This window comes from Planococcus notacanthi (assembly GCF_030407825.1).
In the GTDB taxonomy this organism is placed as follows: domain Bacteria; phylum Bacillota; class Bacilli; order Bacillales_A; family Planococcaceae; genus Planococcus; species Planococcus notacanthi.
The window spans coordinates 22509-45310 of the sequence record NZ_JASDCQ010000009.1 but is presented as its reverse complement, the minus strand read 5'-3'; the positions used below and the strand labels follow the sequence as shown (position 1 = coordinate 45310).

Sequence of the window (22802 nt, the reverse complement as noted above, 5' to 3'; positions counted from 1 at the left end):
TTACGCTTGGTTGCGTTTATAAATTAAATACAGTCCTTTTAATGTCAATAAAGGATCTACATAATCAATGATGGTCGACTCGCCGGCAATCAAAGAAGCCATTCCTCCAGTTGCAATGACAGTCGGTTTTTCCTTGCTTTGCTTTTTCATACGGGCCACAATGCCTTCTGCCTGGCCCACATAGCCAAAGATGATCCCAGCCTGCATAGCCGAAATTGTGTTTTTCCCAACGACTTGGTCAGGCGTGGAAATATCAATCCGCGGCAATTTGGAAGCACGGGCATACAGTGCTTCTGTTGAAATATTGATGCCGGGAGCGATTGCGCCTCCCATGTATTGCTGCTTTTCATCAATGTAACAGAAAGTATTGGCAGTACCAAAGTCCACAATGATCAGCGGGCTGCCGTATTCATGAATAGCTGCGACTGCATTTACAATACGGTCCGCACCTACTTCTTTAGGATTATCATACTTGATGTTCAATCCCGTTTTTACACCCGGACCCACAATAAGGGCCTTTACGTGAAAATACTTTTGGCACATGCGCTCAAGCGCCGACATGATCGGCGGCACTACAGAAGACATAATAATGCCATCAATCGATGAAAATCCGAGTCCTGCATCGTTCAAAAAAGCTTTGATCTGCATGCCGTATTCATCTTCCGTTTTGTGGCGAAGGGTTTCCATTCGCCAATGATGTATTAACTGATCCTGGCTGTAGACACCCAGGACAATATTCGTGTTTCCTGCGTCCAATACTAGAATCATGATTTGCCCTCGCTTATTGACGAATTTCCAACACATCATACCATAATTTCAGGAAAGCAAAAAGCTGGTTGCCTCTCCCCTTCAAAGGGAACGGGCAACCAGCTCATCGTTTATCTTATTTGCGTTTTTCTGGAATCGGCTCTCCTACTGAAGTTGCTTCGCCTTCTTCTGATGGCAGGTCTCCAGCTGAAGGGTCGGATGACGCTCCTACTGCATCTGGGACATCGCTATCTTTTTTCAAATCAGGCGTGCTTTCATCCCCAAAGTCACCATTAAGTGACTCATACGAGCGTTCAGGAAGCGTTCCATGATCTTTCAAGTGAAGGATCTGGGCAGCATCCAGGGTTTCAACTTCAAGCAATGTATTCGCGATCAGTTTCAGAAGATCTTCGTTTTCAGTCAGAATCTCTTTCGTGCGGATATACTGCTCTTTGATGATGCGTTGAACTTCTTGATCGATTTCAAAAGCAATCGCATCAGAATAATTTTGTTCTGAGTTAAAGTCACGGCCCAGGAAGACATTCCCGCCTTGTGCTGTACCGAATTGGACAGGTCCAATCTTGTCACTCATCCCATATTCCGTAACCATGCTGCGGGCAATAGCCGTTGCACGTTGGAAATCGTTATGGGCGCCGGTTGATACTTCGCCGAATGAAAGATCTTCAGCCACACGGCCACCAAGCAATCCGGCAATCTTATCAAGCAATTCCGGTTTCGTCATAAAGTAACGGTCTTCTCTTGGAAGCATAACAGCATAGCCGCCTGCTTGTCCGCGAGGAACGATGGTTACCTTATGGACGATATCTGCGTCATCCAATATTAAACCGATGACAGTATGTCCAGATTCGTGGAATGCCACGATATTGCGTTCTTTTTTCGAAATAACGCGATTTTTCTTAGCAGGGCCTGCAATAACGCGGTCAGATGCTTCATCAAGATCGGACATATCGATTTTAAGCTTACTGCGACGGGCTGCAACAAGTGCCGCTTCGTTCAATAAGTTCTCCAAATCGGCACCCGAGAATCCAGGTGTACGCTGAGCGATCGCTTTCAAATCAACATTTTCGTCAAGCGGTTTGTTGCGTGCGTGTACTTTAAGCACTTCTTCACGGCCTTTTACGTCTGGACGGCCTACAGTAATCTGACGGTCAAAACGTCCTGGACGCAGCAACGCCGGATCCAGAATATCTGGACGGTTAGTTGCGGCAATAATGATGACGCCTTCGTTTGCACCGAAACCATCCATCTCTACCAATAGTTGGTTCAATGTCTGCTCACGTTCATCGTGCCCACCGCCAAGACCGGCGCCACGTTGGCGTCCGACTGCATCAATTTCATCGATGAAAATGATACACGGTGCGTTTTTCTTAGCGTTTTCAAACAAATCACGAACTCGGGAAGCCCCGACACCGACAAACATCTCAACAAAATCAGAACCACTGATGGAGAAGAAAGGAACCCCAGCTTCTCCGGCAACAGCACGCGCCAATAGAGTTTTACCAGTACCCGGAGGTCCAACAAGCAAAATCCCCTTTGGAATGCGGGCACCGATGTCTGCGAATCTGCGCGGATCTTTCAGGAAATCAACAACTTCTACAAGTTCCTGTTTCTCTTCATCTGCACCAGCTACATCGTTAAAGCGAACTTTATGCTTTTGATCATCATATAGCTTCGCTTTACTTTTGCCAAAGTTCATCACACGGCCGCCTCCGCCGCCTTGTGATTGATTAAGCAAGAAGAAGAAAAGGATAAAGATGATGATGAAAGGAATGATGCCAGTGAAAAATGAAACCCAACCACTTGTTTGTGGAGCTTTCAAATATTCAATTTCAACACCATCTTGTGCTTTGGCAACTGCATCGATTTCAGCAGTCAACGCCTCGTTCTCCAAAGGAATATTGGTAACGAAAGATTGCCCTTCTTCATAACCGGTCATTTTCCCGGTTACTTCGTAAACCATAGCATCCGGCTGGATCGTCACTTCTTCAATCTGCCCATTTTCCAATGCTTCCAAAAATTCGTTATATCCTATATTTTCAGTCGGCTGGTTACTGTTGTTAAAGGTACCCAGAATCCCGATAATAACTAGGAAAATCAGTAAATAAAATATGGTGTATCGAAATATCCGATTCATCCCGCGCCTCCTCATAAAGTTTCCCTAAAACTATACTAAATACTACCATAGGAACATTTAAGCATACAACGAAAAGGCCTTATTCCCGCTGTTAAATAAACAGACTGTGAACGAACATTGTCTATCCTTCTTCTCCACTATAAACTGCAGGCTTCAAGATTCCGATATAAGGCAGATTCCGATATCTTTCTGCATAGTCCAACCCGTAACCTACAACGAATGCATCAGGCACTACAAAGCCGACATAATCCGCTTTCAAGTCTACTTTCCGTCCTGTTGGCTTGTCCAGCAAGGTAACGATCTTGATTGATTTCGCTTTCCGGTATTTGAACAGGTCAACTAGATAACTGAGTGTTAATCCACTGTCAATGATGTCTTCGATGATCAGGAGATCACGCCCTTCGACACTGGCGTTCAAGTCTTTGATGATTTTAACTTCTCCAGAAGAAACGGTAGCGTTGCCGTAGCTTGAGACATCCATGAAATCCATTTCGACGTAACCGTCAATGCGTTTCATCAAATCGCCCATGAAAGGCATTGCACCTTTTAAGACGCCGATAGCCAACGGATATTTGTCTTTGTAGTCCTCTGTCAACACCGCTCCTAATTCACGGGCTTTTTCCTGTAACCGTTCTTCACTGATCAATACTTCTTTAATGTCATTCTGCAAAATGGTGGACCTCCTAGTATTCCTTGTTTTACATTCTATTAAATTGTTCAATTAGTACCCAATTGTCTCCGTCACATCTTTGCTGGCTGACCTTGGCGGATGGGCGTATGCCTGGCACTAATAAAAGTTCGTTTTTGTCAGTCGCAATGACAGGCCAACTTTCTCTCATAGGCACAGGGATTTTTTCATCAATCATCAAGCGGGCCAATTTTTTCGGTTGATCCATTCCAGCAAGCAGAATCCGGTCTCCCGGTTTTCTGTTCCTTACAAAGAATCGCGAATCTTCCGGTGCGCAAAAATGCCAGACCGCAGCATCTTCCGCTTGTTCAAATTGGGTGAACGGCAGCACTCTGTATCGGCAGCCACAATAAACTTGCGACCAATCCCCGGTAAGGCGTACAGGGTCTGTTCCGGCCACTTTTCCCAACGATTGGCGATTGAGGAAAACCGTGTCGTATTGGCGGGTCGCTACATAATTTTGCGGCAAATGTAAAAAAACAGTGCCCGCTGAGCTCTGCATCATCTCCTGCATTTGCTCAACCAGCTGTCTTGTTACGGGAACTTGCTTCCGATTATATAGATAGTTTAATAGTAGTAGAACCATTCTTTTTTGTAAAGCATACGCTTCAAGTCTGAAACTTTTGGCAGACAAACTGATTTCATCTTCTTTGACCTGGATCAACTGCTGTAATTTCTCTTGGGCCAAATCCTGGAGAAACTGCTGATCCTGCTGCATATCTTCAGCCAACTCCACGAAATTTTGGGAGACTTGGCTGTTTTCTTCTTTAAGGAGCGGCAAAATCCGCTGGCGCAGACGATTCCGTGTATAGACTGCTTCTTGGTTGCTGGAATCTTCCCGATAAGAGACTTTATGCTGTGCAGCGTACGCGGCAACCTGTTCCTTTGTCACTGCCAATTGAGGCCGTATCAAAAAGCCCGGACCAAACGGCCGACTGGCCTGCATTCCAAATGAGCCGTCCTGAAGGCTTCCTCGCACGCCTGACATAAGAATCGTTTCGAGCTGATCGTCGGCATGGTGTGCGGTTGCAAACTTAGCGGCACCGGTCTGTTCCATGACTTCCTGAAAATAATGATATCTTTCCGAACGGCATACCTGCTGTTTGTTGCCGCCTTGTTCTTTCCATATGGCCGGAATTGGAACCGCCCGGCTAAAGCATCCGATTTCCCATTCAGTCGCTGTCGCTTCCGTGAACAACCGATCCTGATGGGATTCCTCGCCTCTCAACATATGGTCGACATGCACTGCAGCCAGCGAAATGCCAAGCTCCTCTTTTTTTGAATTCAGGAAATGGAGCAATACCATGGAATCAATCCCACCTGAACAGCCTACCAACACCAGATCGCCTGGTTCAAATAATTGGTGTTTGTGGATATGCTGCATCATCCGCTCTTGAAAACTCTTCATTTCCTCACCTCACTTGCCTAAGCCTTCTTTCTTCAAATACTGGAGAAGGTTAGGTTAACAAAATTTCAATTTGCAATTGACATGTCCAACATTCAATAGTATGCTATTAAATGTTCGTTTAAACAAGGCGGCGTAGCTCAGCTGGCTAGAGCGTACGGTTCATACCCGTGAGGTCGGGGGTTCGATCCCCTCTGCCGCCATCATTTTTCAATTGAATACCTTAACACCAAGCAGCGCCTTTATAAAGGCGCTGCTTTTTTTCACGGAAACCTTCGGCAAACTTTTGGAATGTGCTAAAAAAAACGCTTCCCAAAGTGAGAAGCGTTTCAATATTAAATTCCAGCTGAGTTGAAGCATTTCCCTATACTATTAAAACAGCTAGCAAGTTAGCCTCTTTTTGCCCCTCTGCCGCCACGTTTTGATTCAGTAGCGCGTTTTAAGGTCGTCATGTTTTCTTCGCTGTCTTTCAAGAACTTCGCCATTTTAGTTTCAAAGTTCTCTTTTGGAGCGCGATCAAATGAACGATTGCTTGGGCGTGGTCGTTGTGGTCGTTCTGTTCCGCCTTCTGGCTGTGGCTTCGCTTTACGAATGGAAAGACCGATTTTACCGTCTGCTTCTACATTCATGACTTTCACTTCTACCATTTCGCCAACTTTAAGATGATCGTTGATATCTTTGACATAATTGTCGGCGACTTCACTTATATGCACGAGGCCTGTTGCACCAGTTGGAAGCTGAACAAATGCTCCAAAGTTTGTAATACCTGTGACTTTACCTTCTAACTTGCTGCCTACTTCAATCGACATAAAAAAAATGCTCCTCCTTAAAAATTAAGATGACTCCAAAAAGCTGGGCCACACTGTCATTTTGCGGGACTTGTCCCACTTTTTATTATAACCATCAAAAAAAGAGTGTCAACCGACTACTCTTCTTCTGATGGTTTTTCTTCATCTTTTTTTTCAGTATTAGGTGTAGTGAAAATGATTTCTCCTTCATCTGATAGGAAATAATCTTTACGCGCTAATTTCGCTAAATATTCTTCATCATTCAGTAGTAGAATTTGCTCTTCCAGTTGGCTCTGCTGTTTTTCAACCTCTTCAAGCTGCTGCAAAGCTTGTATACGAAGCTCTTCTTTTTCAGAAATCGTCTGTGTTTGTGCATAAATGGTGGAGCCTACCCAAATGGTGGCCATCAGGACCAGCAGGCCAAAGACGGTCAATCGTCTGAACAACCGGACTCGATGCGCTTTTTTGCGTTCCCCTTCCATTTCTACTGAACGGACATAGTCATTGCGAATTGAGGTGACTTCGCGCGTTTCCGCCTTTTGATCTCTCTTCAAACTCATGACCCGCTCCCCTTCCCTACTAACTTTGTCATTATTATACATGAAAACCCTTGATATTATAAGCTTTTTCTATAATTTTCCCTATTTTCACTGCATTTCTCGGCGTTATATTCTTCTCAATTTTCTTTTTATTAATAAAAATACTATTGACTTAATTTTTATACAGTCTTATAATACTAATCATTATCTTTATATGAACATTCATAAGCTTTTTACACATAAAAAATAAAATCACACTAATAAATATACAAAATTAATGAATAAAATTGGAGTGAAGTGTATGACCGGATTGTTAACATTATCGAATGGACAAACATTTAAAGGCCATTGGCACGGCAAATCTTCTGCCATTCAAGGAGAAGTTGTATTTTTTACAGGCATGACCGGTTATGAAGAAGTTCTGACAGATCCCTCTTATAAAGGCCAGATCATTGTGTTTTCCTATCCGCTGATTGGTCAATATGGCATCCAATCCCTTTATGCGCAATCTGATTCCATTCAAGTAGCCGGCATCATTGTTGCCGGCTTGTATGATGGGCCTTTGAGCAAAGGTTCCATGCCACTCGCCGAATTTGCCATAAACCACGGCATTCCGATTTTGAGTGGCGTAGATACACGGTCGGTCATCCAAAATGTCCGCGAGTCTGGAACCATGCAATCCCAACTAATCCATACTTCTTTGCCGGAATTGGCCTGGGAACCCGTACAGACCTATTTTTTCCCGGCCACCACAACCACAGACGAAATCCAGACCGTCGGATCGGGTTCTGCCCACATCGGTTTGATTGATTTCCATTATAAATCCTCCATTTTAAATGAACTGCTCGAATTGGATTGCCGAGTCAGCATCATTCCATATGCAACTGCTACAGAAACGCTCGATTCGCTCCAACTGGACGGCCTGCTTTTTTCAAATGGCCCTGGAGATCCGGCAGCACTTCAGCATTTATTTCCTACATATCGAGATTGGGCTGAACGCTACCCAAGCTTTGGCATCTGCCTTGGACACCAGGTATTGGCTTCTGCCTTTGGCGCAAAAACGACAAAACTGGCATATGGACATCGGGGAGCCAATCATCCTGTGATGAACCTGCAGACTAAACGGGTCAGCATGAGTTCACAAAACCACAGTTACGTGGTCGAAAAAAACAGTTTGCAGGACACCCCGTTTTCTGTCCTTTACGAAAACGTTAACGACGGCAGTGTCGAGGGCCTAGTCCACGACACCTTACCATTGAAGACCGTCCAATTCCATCCAGAAGCAGCGCCGGGACCAGCTGACCACCTCGAATTATTCCATCAGTTCCTGGCAGCGGCACAACAGAAAGAGAGTGTGAAAATGCATGCCTAAGCAACAGCAAATCAAAAAAGTATTGGTCATCGGTTCTGGCGCCATTGTCATCGGACAAGCTGCAGAATTCGACTATTCCGGTACACAGGCATGCTTGGCTTTGAAAGAAGAAGGCATCCATGTAATCCTGATCAATAATAACCCAGCGACGATCATGACTGATAAATCCGTTTCCGATCAAGTGTATTTTGAACCGATGACCTTGGAAAGCGCTACGGCCATCATCGAGAAAGAGCGCCCAGATGGTTTACTGGCAACAGTCGGCGGACAAACTGGCCTGAACTTGGCAATGGCTTTATCCGATTCCGGCATTTTGGCGCAATACGGCGTCACCTTGCTTGGCACTGATATGAAAGCCATCAAACAAGCTGAAGACCGCGAGCAATTCCGCTCCTTGATGAATGAGTTAAGCGAGCCGGTCCCGGACAGCAATATCATCTACTCAATCGAAGGCGCTTTGGAGTTTGCTGCTTCAGCCGGTTACCCACTCATCGTGCGCCCCGCTTATACACTCGGCGGCTTTGGCGGCGGAATTGCCGAAGATGAGGAAACTTACATCAAGCTGGTAAAACAAGGATTAAGCGCAAGCCCCATCCAACAATGCCTGGTAGAAATCAGCATCGCCGGCTACAAGGAAATCGAATATGAAGTCATGCGTGACGCAGATGGCACCTGCATCACCATTTGCAACATGGAAAACCTGGATCCTGTCGGCGTACATACCGGTGACTCGATTGTGGTGGCACCAAGCCAAACTCTGAACGACAAAGATTTCCATATGCTGCGGAGCGCTTCCATCCATATCATCGAAGCACTTGGCATCATCGGCGCGTGCAATGTCCAGTTCGCACTGCATCCCGAAACTTCTGCTTATTATCTGATAGAAGTCAATCCGCGTGTCAGCCGTTCTTCGGCACTCGCTTCAAAAGCAACAGGCTATCCAATCGCTAAGATTGCCGCTAAATTGGCAATCGGCTACACATTGGCAGAATTGAAAAACCCAGTGACCGGTACAACATTCGCCAGCTTCGAACCTGCACTGGATTATGTAGCGGTAAAAATTCCGCGCTGGCCGTTTGACCAGTTTCCGCAGGCGGAACGCAGACTCGGCACACAAATGAAAGCGACCGGCGAAGTCATGGCCATCGAACGGCGCATGGAAGCTGCGCTGCAAAAAGCAATCCGCTCACTGGAACTGCCGATTGACGGCTTCCGGCTGGCGGCACTTGCTGACTTCTCTACTGATAGCTTATGCCAATTGGCGATCGAAGCCGATGACCGCCGGCTGTTTGTTCTTTTTGAACTGCTGGTGCGTGGACAGAGCATTGAATTTCTTCACAACATCACGGGTATCACCCCTTACTTCCTGTCGGTGATGGCCAATATCGTGAACGAATGGCAGGAACTGCAGCAATTGGATTGGAACAGCATGACACGTTCCCGCCTCCTGCAAGCCAAAACGCTCGGATTCAGCGATCAGCAGTTGGCTGATCTTTGGAATGTCTCTTGCCCCGAAATCTGGGGGCAGCGCCGCATTTGGCAAGTGACGCCCGCTTACCGCATGATCGATACATGCGCCGCTGAATTCCGCTCAGATACCAATTATTTTTATTCGACTTGGCAAGGTTCTTCCGATGTCGATCGCTCTCACCACAAGAAAAAAGTGGCGGTTGTTGGATCAGGGCCAATCCGCATCGGACAAGGCATCGAATTCGACTATTGCTGCGTACACAGCGTCATGGCCGCACAGAAACTTGGTTACGAAGCGATCATGATCAACAATAATCCAGAAACCGTCAGTACCGATTATGAAGTGGCAGACGCGCTGTATTTTGAACCGATGACGCCGGAAGATATTCTCAATGTCCTGGATTTTGAAGGCATCAACCAGGTCATCCTCCAGTTCGGCGGCCAAACCTCCTTGAATGTGGCAGCTGCCCTGCAGGATGCCGGCATCACCGTTCTTGGGTCTACTGTGGATCTGCTGGATCAAATGGAGGATCGTGACCGGTTCTATGCATTCCTGGAGTCAATCGGCTTGCCGACTATTCCAGGCAAAACAGCTCTCGAAGCTACTGCTGTCATCCCGGCAGCCCGCTCACTCGGTTTCCCGGTGCTTCTTCGCCCTTCTTACGTCATTGGCGGACGCGGCATGATCGTGTTGCAGAATGAAACGGAGCTGAGCGAATGGATTCAGCAAACGACTATGGAATTCCCTGTACTGGTCGATCATTTTGTCACCGGCAAAGAAGTCGAAGCCGATATCCTGACCGACGGCGAAAACATCTGGGTTTCCGCTATTTTCGAACACGTTGAAGGAACCGGCGTCCATTCCGGCGACAGCATTTCCATCACGCCGCCCGTTTCCTTATCGCAGCAGGCTATTGTGGAGCTTACTGAAACAGCGAAGCACATTGCCACCAACATGGATTATACTGGCTTATTTAATATCCAGTTCGTATATGAAGGCGATCAATTATTCGTCATGGAAATCAACCCGCGCGCTTCACGGACAGCGCCCATCAGCTCGAAAGTAACGGACGTGCCGCTCGTTCAGCACGCCACGGCTTTATTGCTGGGAGTGCCGTTTGAAGAGCTCCATATTGAAGAAAGCTATAATGGACAGCCGGAATATACCGTGAAAGCGCCGGTGTTCTCCCATATCAAACTTCCTGGATTATCGCCTGTCCTGTCTCCTGAAATGATGTCGACAGGTGAAGTAATCGGTTCAAGCCCTGACCTCGATACCGCATTGGCGAAAGCTCTGACCGGTGCCTCTGTCCAATTGGCCAATTTGGCCGACGGCGGGACAGTGTTTGCCGAGGACAGCTCAATTGACCAAGTGGACAACGCTTCATGGGAAGCACTCGGGTTCAGGATTGTCACAGAAGCGACTATGCCTTTCGAGGAATGGCTGAAAACAGAAACGAAGAAAGTTTATATCGACTTTGCCCCTGACCCGGAAAGCACCAACGCGAAGCAAGCTGCCATTCACCGTCTCCACGTATGGACACGCCCTGAAACCGCAGCAGCCTTCAACGGAACGTATTCATCCATTACCGCATTAGCGAAAGGAGTGCTTGCAAAATGACAATGGCGATCCCGTTTGCTCCATCGATTGTCCAAGAGGACTTCTTGTCCCTGAAAGATTACAGCACAGACGAAATCATGGATTTGCTGAACCTGGCAATTGAACTGAAAAAACCTGAGAACAAATACCTGCCGCTGTTGAAAGGCAAAGTGCTGGGCATGATTTTCGAAAAATCATCCACCCGCACACGCGTTTCCTTCGAAGCCGGAATGCTCCAACTGGGCGGCAACGCCATGTTCCTGAGCTCACAGGACACGCAAATCGGCCGAGGAGAAACCATTCCCGATACCGGGCGCGTACTGTCCGGTTACTTGGACGGATTAATGATCCGTACGTTCCATCAATCTGTAGTCCAGGAACTGGCAGACTTTAGTTCCATTCCCGTCATCAACGGCTTGACGGATGATTTCCATCCGTGCCAGGTGCTGGCGGACTTGATGACCGTTCTCGAACATTTCGGCACTTTGAAAGGCAAGAAAATGGCCTATATCGGAGACGGCAACAACATGGCCAACTCGTTGATGATCGGCGCTGCCAAAGTCGGCATGGACATCAGCGTCGCTTCGCCTGCCGCTTATGCACCTACTGCAAAGATGGTAGCGTTGGCTAAAGACATTGCCCAATATACCGGCTCGAAAATCGAAATTACGGAAAGCCCTGAACAAGCGGTTGCCGGAAGCGACGTGGTCTATACAGACGTCTGGGCAAGCATGGGGCAAGAGCAGGAAACCATCGAACGCCTGCAGCACTTCCAAGGCTTCCAGGTCAATGAAGAACTCGTTAAGCATGCCAATGAAGATTACATTTTCATGCACTGCCTGCCCGCACACCGTGAAGAAGAAGTGACGACAGCTATTTTGGAAGGTCCGCATTCGGTGATTTTCCAGGAAGCTGAAAACCGCCTGCATGCTCAAAAAGCGGTTCTTGTTGCCTTGATGGGCGACAAATAACCCACAGCAAACAGAAACACCTCAGGAATCCATGGATTCCTGAGGTGTTTTTTGTCTACTTGCCGTTAACTTTCAAGTACTCTTCCAGAGTCTTGCCGCTGTTCTTCACTTGCCCGGCCAATTCAGATCCCAGATAGCGGTAATGCCACGGTTCATACAGATAGCCTGTAATTTTTTCTTTGCCTTTCGGATACCGGAGAATAAAGCCATAACGATGGGCATTGGCTGCCAGCCATTTCCCTTCTTTTGTGGCGGCGAACGATTCTTTCAGCCATTGGGATTGATCGCTTCCGCCAAAGTCGAATGCCAATCCAGTCTGATGCTCGCTATAGCCGGGCTTGGCACTGAAGCGGTTGGCTTCCGCTGCCCCATGCTTACTGACGTAGCTGTTGTACAGCTCATTTTGATACGCATAAGAACGGAAGCCGCTGAACGCCGTCAGCTGGATTCCTTGTTTTCTCGCCTCACCGGTCATGGCGTCCATCGCTTTTTGGGCCAGTTTGCTGACGCTCGGATTGTAGCTGGACGGCAGGCCGTATTTTTTATTGACGATCAGCACACCTGATGCATAAGTTCCCGGCGTTTCAGTGGAAGGTGCCGGATAAACTGCCGCTTTGCCTGGCGTTTCGTTGCTCAAGTAAGCTGAATTGACCCAGCCGGTTTTTTGGCCGTACTTCACTTTATACCAATTGGCGTCTTTTCCAAGATACTCGACCATTTTCCCTTTAGGTATCGAACCCACAATCGGATTGCTGGCACCCGGCTTGGAGCGCATGTTCAATTGGTCAAGGGTGACGTATGTGACGGGTTTGCCAGGCTGCGCTTTGGCGATCGGGAACAGCTCCGGAGCCAATAGCCGTGCCATGAATCCAGCAAAATGCTGGCGTTGCAAAGGCTCTGCCGGCTTGAATGCCCCTCCCGGAAAACCATTGGTGATGCCGGCCGTCGCCAACCGGCTTATGTATGCATTCGCCCAATGAGCAGAACTGACATCTGAGAAAGAAACACCTTTATCAGCTGTTAAACGATAGGCTTTCGTGAGAATTTTAGCCATTTCCGCACGGGTCAAAGCTCCTTTGGCATCAAAGTATTTGATGCCTTTCCCGGTTTCTTTGCCTTCAATAAAACCAAGCTGAACAGCTTTGGCAACTTCTTCATATCCAGCAGCACCTGGTTTCAAGTCTGCAAAGCCCGGATCAGGAACAGTGGTTTTTTTAGGTTTCATTTCACGCAGAATCATCCGCACTGCATCCAAGCGGGTAATGGTGGCTGCCGGTTGGAAGCTGCCGTCCGGAAAGCCGTTAATGATGCCCTGACCTGCCAGGAAATCAACTTCCTTTTTGAAAGTGGTAACGTCCCGGAAAGAACTTGCGGCGCTGGCCTGGCTCATGCCGATTGGTGAAGTTTGTTGCGGAGGAACCACTGAAACAGCGACCATCAACGCAGCGACCGATAATCCGATTTTTTTAGCCATCGATTTTTGAGGCAATGCCATCATTTCCTTTCACCAGATCCCTTGCGGCGAATCTGTCTGTTTTCTATTTTCCATGGTATAGAAAATGAAAGGCCTTTTCCATGGTGCATTTTAATCAGAAAAAAAGCCTGCACTGGGCAGGCTTCGACAAATGCTTATGCTTCGTCATCAATAAATTCAGGTTCGATCTTTTCCAGCTTTTCTTCTTTCAAAATGGTGTACATATTGGCTGCTTCTTCTTTTTTCGCCACTTCTTTCAGCCCATCGATGCGCACCGTAACCACTTTTTGGCCGAAACGGATTTGCAGTTCGTCGTTTTCTTTAATGACCGAACTGGCTTTGGCTTTATTGCCATTTACCGTGATGCGGCCTTGGTCAGCCACTTGCTTTGCCAAGGTCCGGCGTTTGATCAAACGGGACACTTTCAAAAATTTATCGAGTCGCATGGTCAGTCTTCCTTTCTTGCCAACAGTTTGGCTTGGTTCCAGAATCCATCCAGCTGCTCCAATGTGTAGTCGCTGAAGTTTCCGGTTCCTTCTTTTACTTGCTGTTCAACATAGCGGAAACGTGTTTGGAATTTACGGTTCGCCTGCATCATCGCTTCTTCCGGCGACAAATCGAAGAACCGGGCAAGGTTCACCAAAGTAAACAATAAATCGCCGAGTTCGTCCAATTGGCGGGCTTTGGAACCTTTCGCCACTTCTTGTTGGAACTCCTGCAATTCTTCATGGAATTTATCCCATGCACCTGCAGCATCCGGCCAGCTGAAACCCACCTTCGCCGCTTTTTTCTGGTAATTGAACGATGTGGTCAATGAAGAACTGAAACGGTCCTGCCCTTCCAATAAAGAATCTGCAGCCGGTTTTTCCTGCGCTTTGATTTCCTGCCAATTGGCAATGACCTGTTCAGCGTTGTCAGCCGATACATCACCAAAGACATGTGGATGGCGGCGGATCATTTTGGCGCTGATGGATTCGAGCACATCCTCCAATTGGAAGTAGCCGTTGTCCTGCCCGATTTGTGCGTGCAGGAACACTTGCAGCAACACATCCCCCAATTCATCGGCAATCGCATCATCGTCACCTTCCCGAATCGCCTGAAGCAGCTCATGGGCTTCTTCGATCAAATATGGGCTCAGTGACTCATGCGTTTGCTCACGGTCCCACGGACAGCCTTCAGGACTTCTCAGCTTCGCAATGATGCTGCGGAAAGTCTGCCATTCTTTCAGACGCTGCGTTTGTTCCTCTGCGGGTGGCACGTAGACGGTCGTCAAGTTGTTGACTTCTGTCGAGCGGTCCAATTCATGAAGCGGTACGGTACGCAGCACTTCGTCTGCAGATCCGGCCGCTGTCACGATGGTCACCGGATAATCATCGGGGTATTTTTCCATCAACGTCAATTTGACTTCGGATGCGCTGAAGCTGTCATAAACTTGGGCAATCAGCAAATGCTGTGTCATGTTCACTTGATCGCTTGTCATTTCCGTGCCGTCCATCAATTGGAAACCTTCAATTGGATCAATGCGTAGCGCACCGAACAGCGAATCCAGGAAACTATGTCCGCCTTCGACAGCTAATTTGCAACGCCCCTGCTTTTCCGCTCCAATCAGGTTTTGCACGGTCTGCTCCGCCACTAATGGATGGCCCGGCACTGCATAGATCACTGCGGCCTGTTGGGACAGGCCGATCAGGGTTTCCGCAATTTCTTCATAGACCGGGCTGAAGCTATCGTGTTTTTCATAAACGGCATCAAAGCTCTGGAATGTTACGCCTTCTTCCCCAAGCTCTGTCAATACCGGGTGATCTGCGGTCCTTACGTATAAATTTTCTGCAGCTTTCAGCTTTTTATAGACACCCAGCGGCAATTGATCTAAATCTCCGGCACCGAGGCCGATTATGTGAATGGTGTTCATCGCTTCTCACCTTTTTTCTTTGAATTTATTGCTAATTGCAGTCCGGCCAATTTGCGGCCAAACGGAATGATGTACCATTCTTTTTCTGTAATAATGCGGCTTTTGGCGATCAGTGTCATAAATACTGCAGCACCAAGCGGAATCGCTGTTGCGGTTGTCAGCGCAGCACCTAAGCGGCTGGATAAGTTGTCAAATAGATAGCCATCAGCCAAAACCGACCAGCCCAGCACTATTGCGGACATCGCTGCAGCGGCGCCAAAAAGCCAGGCATAATAGGTCCACGGTGCAAACTGCAGCGGCCAGACTTTTTTGAAATAAAACAGCAGACCGGCTACAATCACAGCCAGACCGATATTCCCCGCAACAGCCGCGCCAGCCACTCCCCATACAGGAAGCAGCAGCCAATTGCTGACGACTTTCACTGCTAAACCCATGATCAACAGCAAAGCTGGAACCCTCACCTTACCGAAGCCGTGCAGCATTGCCGTCATAATCAGCAGCAAGGACATCCAGACAATCTGCCAGCTGAAGATGATTAAAGCACCCGATTGTTCGCGTGTCTGGAACAGCATTTCATTAACATAAGGCATGACGAAAGTCAGCCCCACTGCAGCAGCGAATGCAAACAGGAACGATACACGGAAAGCCAATCTGGCATACATTTCAGCTGGCCTGCCGCTGTGTTTTAGGGAAGTCCGCGCCACTAAAGGCACAATCGCCAAAGTCAGTGAAGTGGCAATCAAAATACCGAATTGCACCAATGGCTGGCCCCGGTCATAAATGCCTTTCTGCTCCATGGCTGCAAGCCGCGACATGCCGCTTGCTTCCAATAGACGGAAAACGGTAAACGAATCCACCAGCTGGAACAGCAGCAGGATCAAGGAACTCATGCTGACGCTTATACTGACGGCAGTCATTTCCTTGATGATTGGCCAAGTACGGATTGCGGAAGTATTCCTCAACATCTTTGAATGTCCGCGGAAATAGAGCAGCAGCAGAATCACGGCCCCAAGTCCTCCGGCAACCGCGCCCAGCATCGCCATCTGCCCTGCAGCATACAGTGAAAAACCGCTTGAAACAACAACCCACGTACCGAGTAAAATGACGGATACGCGCAGCCCTTGCTCCACCACTTGGGCGTAAGCAACCGGTGCCATATCATTGCGCGACTGGAAATGGCCTTTCAGCACGGCGAGCGGCGCCATCAGTAAGACTGAAAACGAACCGACTTTCAACAATTGATCCAATTGCCTGTCGCCCATCCATCCCGCCAGCAGTTCCGCACCCAAAAACAACAGCAGGAAAACGGTAAAGGAAATGATGGCTACATACATGAAAGCGACACGCAGAATGGCACCGTGGTCTTGCCTGCTGTTATCCGCCAACAATTTGGAAACTGCTACCGCAAAGCCGTAGGAAGTCCAGATGCCGAAAATAGCGACAAACGGATAGACCTGCTGGTAGATATAGAAGCCCTGGTCTCCGACAAGGTTTTGGAAAGGCACCCGATAGACCGCGCTCAGCAGCTTCACGATAAATCCAGCAATCGTCAGCAGCACAGCGCCTTTCATAAATGATTTCATTGTGCCTTCATTGTTCACCGGATCCACTCATCTCTTACTTATAGTGACTTTATGTGTTGGGAAAAAGGATTTTACCATTATACACCCTTTAACTTAACTAACCGGCTTCTCTTCACGGAGCGATTCCGGCAATAGTTTGATCATGCCTTCCAATACATCGAACGGATGCAGTTTCTTGGTTTTATTTTCATCAATAGACATGACCAGCTGCTGGCCCGCCATGCTGAACCCGACTGCGCGGCCATAGGCAGCAGATTCCTCCACCACTTTGCCGCCATTGATGCTGGCTGTGCCTCTTTCAGTCAATCGGATGGTTACGACTTTGCCATGTTGCTTGATCGATTCCACTCCTACTTGGCGCGCCCATACTTTCATGCGGGCAATGCGCAGCAAGCGGTCGGTTTCATTCGGCATATCGCCGAAACGGTCGATCAATTCATCCTGCAGCTCGATCATTTCTTCTTCCGTCTCTATGCCTTTGACACGTTTGTACATTTGAATCTTCTGGTAGCCATCGCTGATATAGGAATCCGGAATATAAGCATCGATGTCCAACGCAATTTCGATTTCCGGCACCACTTCTTTTTTGACTCCTGACTGGCGTTCCTCAATGGCTTCCTGCAGCATCTGTGAGTACAGGTCAAAGCCGACAGAATCAATAAAGCCATGCTGCTGCGAACCGAGCAGATTTCCCGCTCCACGGATTGTTAAATCACGCATAGCGATTTTGAAACCGGAGCCGAGCTCTGTGAATTCCTTGATTGCCATTAAGCGTTTTTCCGCCACATCCGTCAGCACTTTGTCGCGCTGGTACATAAAGTAAGCGTAGGCCACACGGCTCGAACGCCCGACACGTCCGCGCAATTGGTAGAGCTGCGACAAACCCATGCGGTCGGCATTGTAGACGATCAGCGTATTGACGTTTGGAATATCAATACCGGTTTCGATAATAGTGGTCGTCACCAGAACATCATAATCGCCATCCAGGAATCCGAGAATGACGGATTCCAGTTCGGTCTCACTCATTTGCCCATGGGCATAACCGACGCGGGCTTCCGGAACCAGTTGTTGAATTTCTTCTACTTTCCGCGTCATATCATCTACACGGTTGTACAAATAAAATACTTGTCCGCCGCGTGCCATTTCACGTTCGATGGCTTCGCGCACAAGAGCGCCGTTATGCTCCATGACGTAGCTTTGCACAGGGAACCGGTTGGCCGGCGGCGTTTCAATAACTGATAAGTCGCGCACACCGATCATCGACATATGAAGCGTCCGTGGAATCGGCGTTGCAGTCAGCGTCAGGACGTCCACATTGGTCTTCATTTGTTTGATCTTTTCCTTATGGGTGACGCCAAATCGCTGCTCTTCATCAATGATCAATAATCCTAAGTCTTTATACTGCATATCCTTCGACAAAATCCGGTGCGTACCAACAACAACATCCACCGAGCCATTCTTCAAGCCTTTAACGGTTTCGGTCTGTTGTTTTTTGGAGCGGAAACGGCTCATCAAACCAACGGTGATCGGATAATCTTTGAATCGTTCACTCATTGTTTCAAAATGCTGTTGGGCCAATATCGTTGTCGGCACCAGGAACGCCACTTGTTTGCCGTCCAATACCGCTTTGAAAGCCGCACGGATGGCCACTTCAGTTTTTCCGTAGCCCACATCCCCGCAAATCAGGCGGTCCATAGGCCGTTCATTTTCCATGTCACGTTTTACTTCATTTATGGAACGCAATTGATCGACGGTTTCCTCGTAGGGGAATTCCGCTTCGAATTGGCGCTGCATATCCTGTTCTTCAGAAAATGCAAACCCTCTTAACGCTTCCCGTTCTGCGTAAAGTTTGATCAGGTCATCCGCAATATCCTGTACGGCTGCGGACACTTTCGTCCGGGTCTTCTTCCATTCGGCGCCGCCCATTTTATGCAGTTTCGGTTCTTTTTCTTCAGACGCGATGTATTTTTGAATCAAATCGATTTTATCGACCGGCACAAATAATTTGTCGTCCGCTTTATAGACAATATGAAGGTAATCTTTGTGGACTCCTCCGCTTTCCAGCGTTTCGATGCCTACAAAACGGCCAATGCCGTGATGGATGTGAACGATGTAATCGCCCGGTTTGATTTCAGAATAACTCTTGATGCGTTCCGCATTCGTCAGCTTTTGCGCGCGTGTTTTCTTTTTCGGCTGCTGCTTGAACAATTCCGAATCGGTAATAACGGTCAAGCGCTGCAGCGGCATTTCAAATCCGGTCGACAATTCACCATCGACCAAATAGATTTTGCCGCCTTGGATTTCTGTTGAAGGCGAGGCAATTTCAGCTTCCATATCGTAATCCGCCAAAACGTCTCGTACTTTCTGCAGGCGATCGTCTCCCTGCGCCACGATAAAGATCTGGAACTTCCCTAAAGTCCAACGCTCCATTTCTGCTTTCAGCAAATGCATTTGGCCATGGAAGGATTGCATCGGCTTACAGGAAAAGGCAATCGACTTTTTAACCGAAACCATAGGAAATGTCCGTACGAATAAAGACAGGAACGTTACTTGCTGTTGAAGCTTCGACATGATTTCGCGGAATGTATACGTTAACGAAACGTCATGAAGAAACTTGCCTTCTTCCAGCAACGAAACGATCCAATCGCCTTCTTCGCGTTCCAGCGTATCCGTCATTTCCTGAATCCGACCCAGTTCATCAAAAAAGATCAGTCCATTTCCCGGGAAATAATCACCTAGAAAGGCCGTTTGGGTATCAATCAACGAAGCATATTTGGCTAACTGCTCGGGAGTTTCACCTTGTTTCAATAAATCAATGTCATGTTGGACATGTTGAAGCATCAATGTTTTCGTATCGTCAGCTTTTATCTTCTTCAAGCTTGTTGCCAGTTTTGCTTCCAGTTTCCCTGCCAGGGTGATGCGTTGGTCTTTCGACAGCACCAATTCGCTGGCTGGCAAAATGCACAATGACTGGACTTTTTCGAGAGAACGTTGGTCTTCAGCTGAAAATAGCCGCAATGAATCCACTTCGGTATCGAATAATTCAATACGCACCGGATGTTCCAGGTTAAGCGGATAAATATCCAAAATTCCGCCTCGGAGTGCGAATTCACCAGGGGTGGTCACCATTGGCGTCCGGGAATAGCCCATCGCCACTAATTTCAACAACCATTCGTCTGTATCCAGTTCTTCACCTTCTGAAATCCGAAGTGTAGCGTAATCCCATTGTTCTTTCGTTGGCAAGAGCTTACGCATTCCCGCAACCGGTGTGATGTACACGCCTTTACCTACACTCTTCATGTGATCCAGCGTATCAATTCGGTGGGCCCGTAGTTCAGGACCCGAGAAAGACACTTCTGCGGCAATCAACTCTTCCGCTGGGTAAAGGTGAACCTGCTCCTCCCCGATCAAACGCACCAAATCATCGTATACGCGCTGCGCATGCAATAAATTAGGCGTCACAATCAATAACGGGTTTTCCGTTTCAGACCAGATGGTTTGGTAGAAAATCGGCCGTGCACTGCCCGATAAACCGGAAATCAGTTGATGGTCCTGCCCTTTTTTCAAATCGGTTATAAATTTCTGTGTATGGGTATCCTCCGAAAAGGTTTGTAAAATGTGGTTCATTCAACTTCCTCCTTCCAAAACATATAAGAAACAGAAAAAAGCTCTGAACGCCCAATGCGTCAAAGCGGTTATGCTCCATTAAATTGATTCATTACTTCTACATACGGTTTTGACAACCATGTCTCACAGGCTGCCGCGCTTTTCTTAATAGCGTCATCCACTTCCGGCCTTTCCTCTTTCGAGAATCGCTGCAGCACATAATCCGGCACTTTCATACCTGCAGGCGGACGGCTGATGCCAATGCGCAACCGGTTGAATTCTTGGCTGCCTAAATGCTGAATCAATGATTTGATGCCATTATGTCCACCAGCGCTGCCTTTTTGGCGCAAACGCAACTGCCCGGTCGGCAAATCAAGATCATCGTAAATGACAATGATGTCTTTTAGAGCGACATCGTAATATTCCATTAACGCACTGACGCTTTCCCCGGACAAATTCATATAAGTCAATGGCTTCAAGAGTATCACTTTGCCCTCAGGCCTATGGGTCACGGAATACATGCCCTTGAATTTGGATTGCGTCAATGGTGCGTTCCATTGAGCAGCCAAATAGTCAATAACTTTAAAGCCAATGTTATGGCGTGTATCTTCATATGCTTTACCTGGATTTCCCAGGCCAATAATCAGTTTCATACCCATCTTCCTTTGCTTTTTCACTGCCTTCTATTTTACCATAACCAATCTTGAAACAAAAAAATAGGGACTGTCTCTCGACAGCCCCTTATTTCTTGTTCGTATTTACGCTTCTTTGTTTTCTTCAGAATCTTCGCTGCCAACCACTTCTGGTTCTGCATCTTCGTCAGATACAGTTTCAAGCTCGTCCAATTCTTCTTGAGTACGAGGAGCTGTTACAGAAACAAGGATAAAGTCATCTTCGTCCAAGATTTCGTAAGATACAGTTCCACGGATATCGCCCACTGTGATTGTTTCGCCAATCGCCAGTTCAGTGGTATCCACTTCCACAGCATCCGGAATATCAGAAGGTTTCACACGAACATTTACTTCACGGTTCGGTTGTGTGATAAAGCCGCCTTCTTTTTCGCCTACAGATTCGCCAGTCAAGTGAACAGCTACTGCCACTTCAAGCTCATCGGACATATTGATTGCCAAAAAGTCGACATGCTTAAAGCTTCCTTTTAGGGCGTCCATTTGATAATCGCTCAAGACAACATTTATAGTCTTGCCGTCGATTTCCAGGTTGATTACGCCATTACGTCCAGATTCACGCAAAGTTTTAATTAAGTCAATTTCAGAAACAGTTACAGGTGTTGTTTCGGTTTGGAAACCGTAGACGACGCCCGGTACATTTCCTTTCGAACGAAGTTCGGTCAAAGCAGAATTCTTATTGCTGCTTTCTCTTTTTTGTGCGGTCATTTTTACAGTCATTACTTTCAGCCTCCAGTTATATTAAAAGTACATAATCACGATAGGTACATAATATGTATATACCCGTTCTTTGTATTTATGAAACATGGAGCATAGAAAGAAATTGTTGATGATCAATCAAAAAGAGTGCTGACTGATTTTTGTTCGTGTACACGGACGATTGTTTCAGCCAATAGACGTGCTACGGACAACTGTTTGATTTTAGGAGATTTCTTTTCTTCAGGCAATGCAATCGAGTTGGTGATGATCAATTCTTTGATAACTGAATCATTGATGCGTTGTACGGCAGGTCCAGAAAGTACTGGATGTGTACAGCACGCATAAACTTCTTTCGCTCCACTTTCAATTAACGCGCTGGCAGCAATTGAGATCGTACCGGCCGTGTCAATGATGTCATCGATGATGATGGCCGTTTTGCCTTCTACATTACCGACGATGTTCATGACTTCCGCAACATTCGGACGTGGGCGTCGTTTATCAATGATTGCAATTGGTGCTTTCAGACGGTCTGCCATTTTGCGTGCGCGTGTTACCCCGCCGTGATCCGGCGAAACGATGATGACATTTTCCAAATCAATGCCGCTCTCGTTAAGGAAGTAATCAGACAGCAATGGGACAGCCACCAAATGGTCAATCAAAATATCAAAGAATCCTTGAATTTGAGGAGCATGGAGGTCCAAAACAATAACGCGTGTAGCTCCAGCAGTTTCCAATAAGTTTGCTACCAATTTCGCTGTAATCGGTTCACGTGAACGGGCTTTACGATCCTGGCGTGCGTAGCCGTAGTATGGAATTACAACATTGACCGTACGGGCAGAAGCACGTTTGACGGCATCGATCATGATCAGCAGTTCCATCAAGTTCTCATTGACAGGCTGAGATGTCGATTGCACGATAAATACATCGTAACCGCGAATACTTTCTTCGATATTAATCTGGATTTCCCCATCGCTGAAATGTGTAACTGAACTTTTCCCAAGCGGAATGCCTGCGTGTTCAGAAATTTCTTCAGCCAGCTCCTGGTTCGAATTCAATGAAAAGATTTTCAATTTTGAGTTTGCATTTTGATAGCCCATTAGGTGTGAA

At 47.3% G+C, this 22802-nt stretch carries 17 protein-coding genes and 1 tRNA gene; 4 read left to right on the top strand and 14 right to left on the bottom strand.

The window, feature by feature from the left end; translation table 11 throughout:
• The 4 genes from QMA01_RS17715 to tilS all read right to left on the bottom strand — a co-directional run bounded on the left by QMA01_RS17715 (position 1) and on the right by tilS (position 4998).
• Positions 1-768 carry a type III pantothenate kinase gene (locus QMA01_RS17715; protein ID WP_290215568.1) on the bottom strand — a complete coding sequence of 256 codons (768 nt, stop codon included), beginning with the start codon at positions 766-768 and terminating at the stop codon, positions 1-3.
• Between the two features lie 115 nt (positions 769-883).
• On the bottom strand, positions 884-2902 hold the full coding sequence (gene ftsH / locus QMA01_RS17710; protein ID WP_191716929.1) for an ATP-dependent zinc metalloprotease FtsH: 2019 nt from the start codon (positions 2900-2902) through the stop codon (positions 884-886).
• 121 nt (positions 2903-3023) lie between these two features.
• Positions 3024-3575 (bottom strand): hypoxanthine phosphoribosyltransferase, encoded by a 552-nt coding sequence (gene hpt, locus QMA01_RS17705; RefSeq protein WP_191716939.1) that lies wholly within the window; start codon positions 3573-3575, stop codon positions 3024-3026.
• A 25-nt stretch (positions 3576-3600) separates the two neighbouring features.
• A complete protein-coding gene (gene tilS / locus QMA01_RS17700; protein ID WP_191716928.1) occupies positions 3601-4998 on the bottom strand; it encodes a tRNA lysidine(34) synthetase TilS in 1398 nt (465 codons plus the stop codon).
• 126 nt (positions 4999-5124) lie between these two features.
• Between tilS and QMA01_RS17695 the strand changes: the two genes are divergently transcribed.
• A tRNA-Met gene (locus QMA01_RS17695) sits at positions 5125-5198 on the top strand.
• A 186-nt stretch (positions 5199-5384) separates the two neighbouring features.
• Here QMA01_RS17695 and QMA01_RS17690 read toward each other — a convergent pair.
• Together QMA01_RS17690 and QMA01_RS17685 are read right to left on the bottom strand one after the other, a co-directional pair.
• Entirely contained in the window at positions 5385-5804 is a 420-nt protein-coding gene (locus tag QMA01_RS17690) for a S1 domain-containing RNA-binding protein (RefSeq protein ID WP_203341430.1), read from the bottom strand.
• 116 nt (positions 5805-5920) lie between these two features.
• The gene (locus tag QMA01_RS17685) at positions 5921-6343 is read right to left on the bottom strand and encodes an FtsB family cell division protein (protein WP_191716926.1); all 423 of its coding nucleotides are present in this window, start codon (positions 6341-6343) and stop codon (positions 5921-5923) included.
• 280 nt (positions 6344-6623) lie between these two features.
• Between QMA01_RS17685 and QMA01_RS17680 the strand changes: the two genes are divergently transcribed.
• Genes QMA01_RS17680 through argF form a run of 3 tightly spaced genes read left to right on the top strand, consistent with a single transcriptional unit; the run spans position 6624 to position 11735 of the window.
• Positions 6624-7694: a carbamoyl phosphate synthase small subunit gene (locus QMA01_RS17680; RefSeq protein WP_290215567.1), complete on the top strand. Its 1071-nt coding sequence runs from the start codon at positions 6624-6626 to the stop codon at positions 7692-7694.
• A complete protein-coding gene (locus QMA01_RS17675; protein WP_290215566.1) occupies positions 7687-10785 on the top strand; it encodes a carbamoyl phosphate synthase large subunit in 3099 nt (1032 codons plus the stop codon). The genes QMA01_RS17680 and QMA01_RS17675 overlap by 8 nt, the downstream gene beginning before the upstream one ends.
• A complete protein-coding gene (argF, locus tag QMA01_RS17670; RefSeq protein ID WP_191716923.1) occupies positions 10782-11735 on the top strand; it encodes an ornithine carbamoyltransferase in 954 nt (317 codons plus the stop codon). Before QMA01_RS17675 ends, argF begins: the two co-directional genes overlap by 4 nt.
• 55 nt (positions 11736-11790) lie before the next feature.
• Here the strand turns inward: argF and QMA01_RS17665 are convergent, their stop codons facing one another.
• The 8 genes from QMA01_RS17665 to QMA01_RS17630 all read right to left on the bottom strand — a co-directional run bounded on the left by QMA01_RS17665 (position 11791) and on the right by QMA01_RS17630 (position 22792).
• Positions 11791-13233 carry a D-alanyl-D-alanine carboxypeptidase family protein gene (locus QMA01_RS17665; protein ID WP_290215565.1) on the bottom strand — a complete coding sequence of 481 codons (1443 nt, stop codon included), beginning with the start codon at positions 13231-13233 and terminating at the stop codon, positions 11791-11793.
• A 131-nt stretch (positions 13234-13364) separates the two neighbouring features.
• Positions 13365-13655 carry an RNA-binding S4 domain-containing protein gene (locus tag QMA01_RS17660; RefSeq protein ID WP_146559535.1) on the bottom strand — a complete coding sequence of 97 codons (291 nt, stop codon included), beginning with the start codon at positions 13653-13655 and terminating at the stop codon, positions 13365-13367.
• A 2-nt stretch (positions 13656-13657) separates the two neighbouring features.
• Positions 13658-15121 (bottom strand): bifunctional methyltransferase/pyrophosphohydrolase YabN, encoded by a 1464-nt coding sequence (yabN, locus tag QMA01_RS17655; protein ID WP_290215564.1) that lies wholly within the window; start codon positions 15119-15121, stop codon positions 13658-13660.
• On the bottom strand, positions 15118-16722 hold the full coding sequence (locus QMA01_RS17650; protein WP_290215563.1) for a putative polysaccharide biosynthesis protein: 1605 nt from the start codon (positions 16720-16722) through the stop codon (positions 15118-15120). Before QMA01_RS17650 ends, yabN begins: the two co-directional genes overlap by 4 nt.
• 75 nt (positions 16723-16797) lie before the next feature.
• The gene (mfd, locus tag QMA01_RS17645) at positions 16798-20331 is read right to left on the bottom strand and encodes a transcription-repair coupling factor (RefSeq protein ID WP_290215562.1); all 3534 of its coding nucleotides are present in this window, start codon (positions 20329-20331) and stop codon (positions 16798-16800) included.
• Between the two features lie 68 nt (positions 20332-20399).
• The gene (gene pth / locus QMA01_RS17640) at positions 20400-20963 is read right to left on the bottom strand and encodes an aminoacyl-tRNA hydrolase (protein WP_191716919.1); all 564 of its coding nucleotides are present in this window, start codon (positions 20961-20963) and stop codon (positions 20400-20402) included.
• A gap of 105 nt (positions 20964-21068) precedes the next feature.
• Entirely contained in the window at positions 21069-21716 is a 648-nt protein-coding gene (locus tag QMA01_RS17635) for a 50S ribosomal protein L25/general stress protein Ctc (RefSeq protein WP_191716918.1), read from the bottom strand.
• Between the two features lie 113 nt (positions 21717-21829).
• Positions 21830-22792 (bottom strand): ribose-phosphate diphosphokinase, encoded by a 963-nt coding sequence (locus QMA01_RS17630; protein WP_006830759.1) that lies wholly within the window; start codon positions 22790-22792, stop codon positions 21830-21832.
• Positions 22793-22802 lie beyond the last annotated feature (10 nt).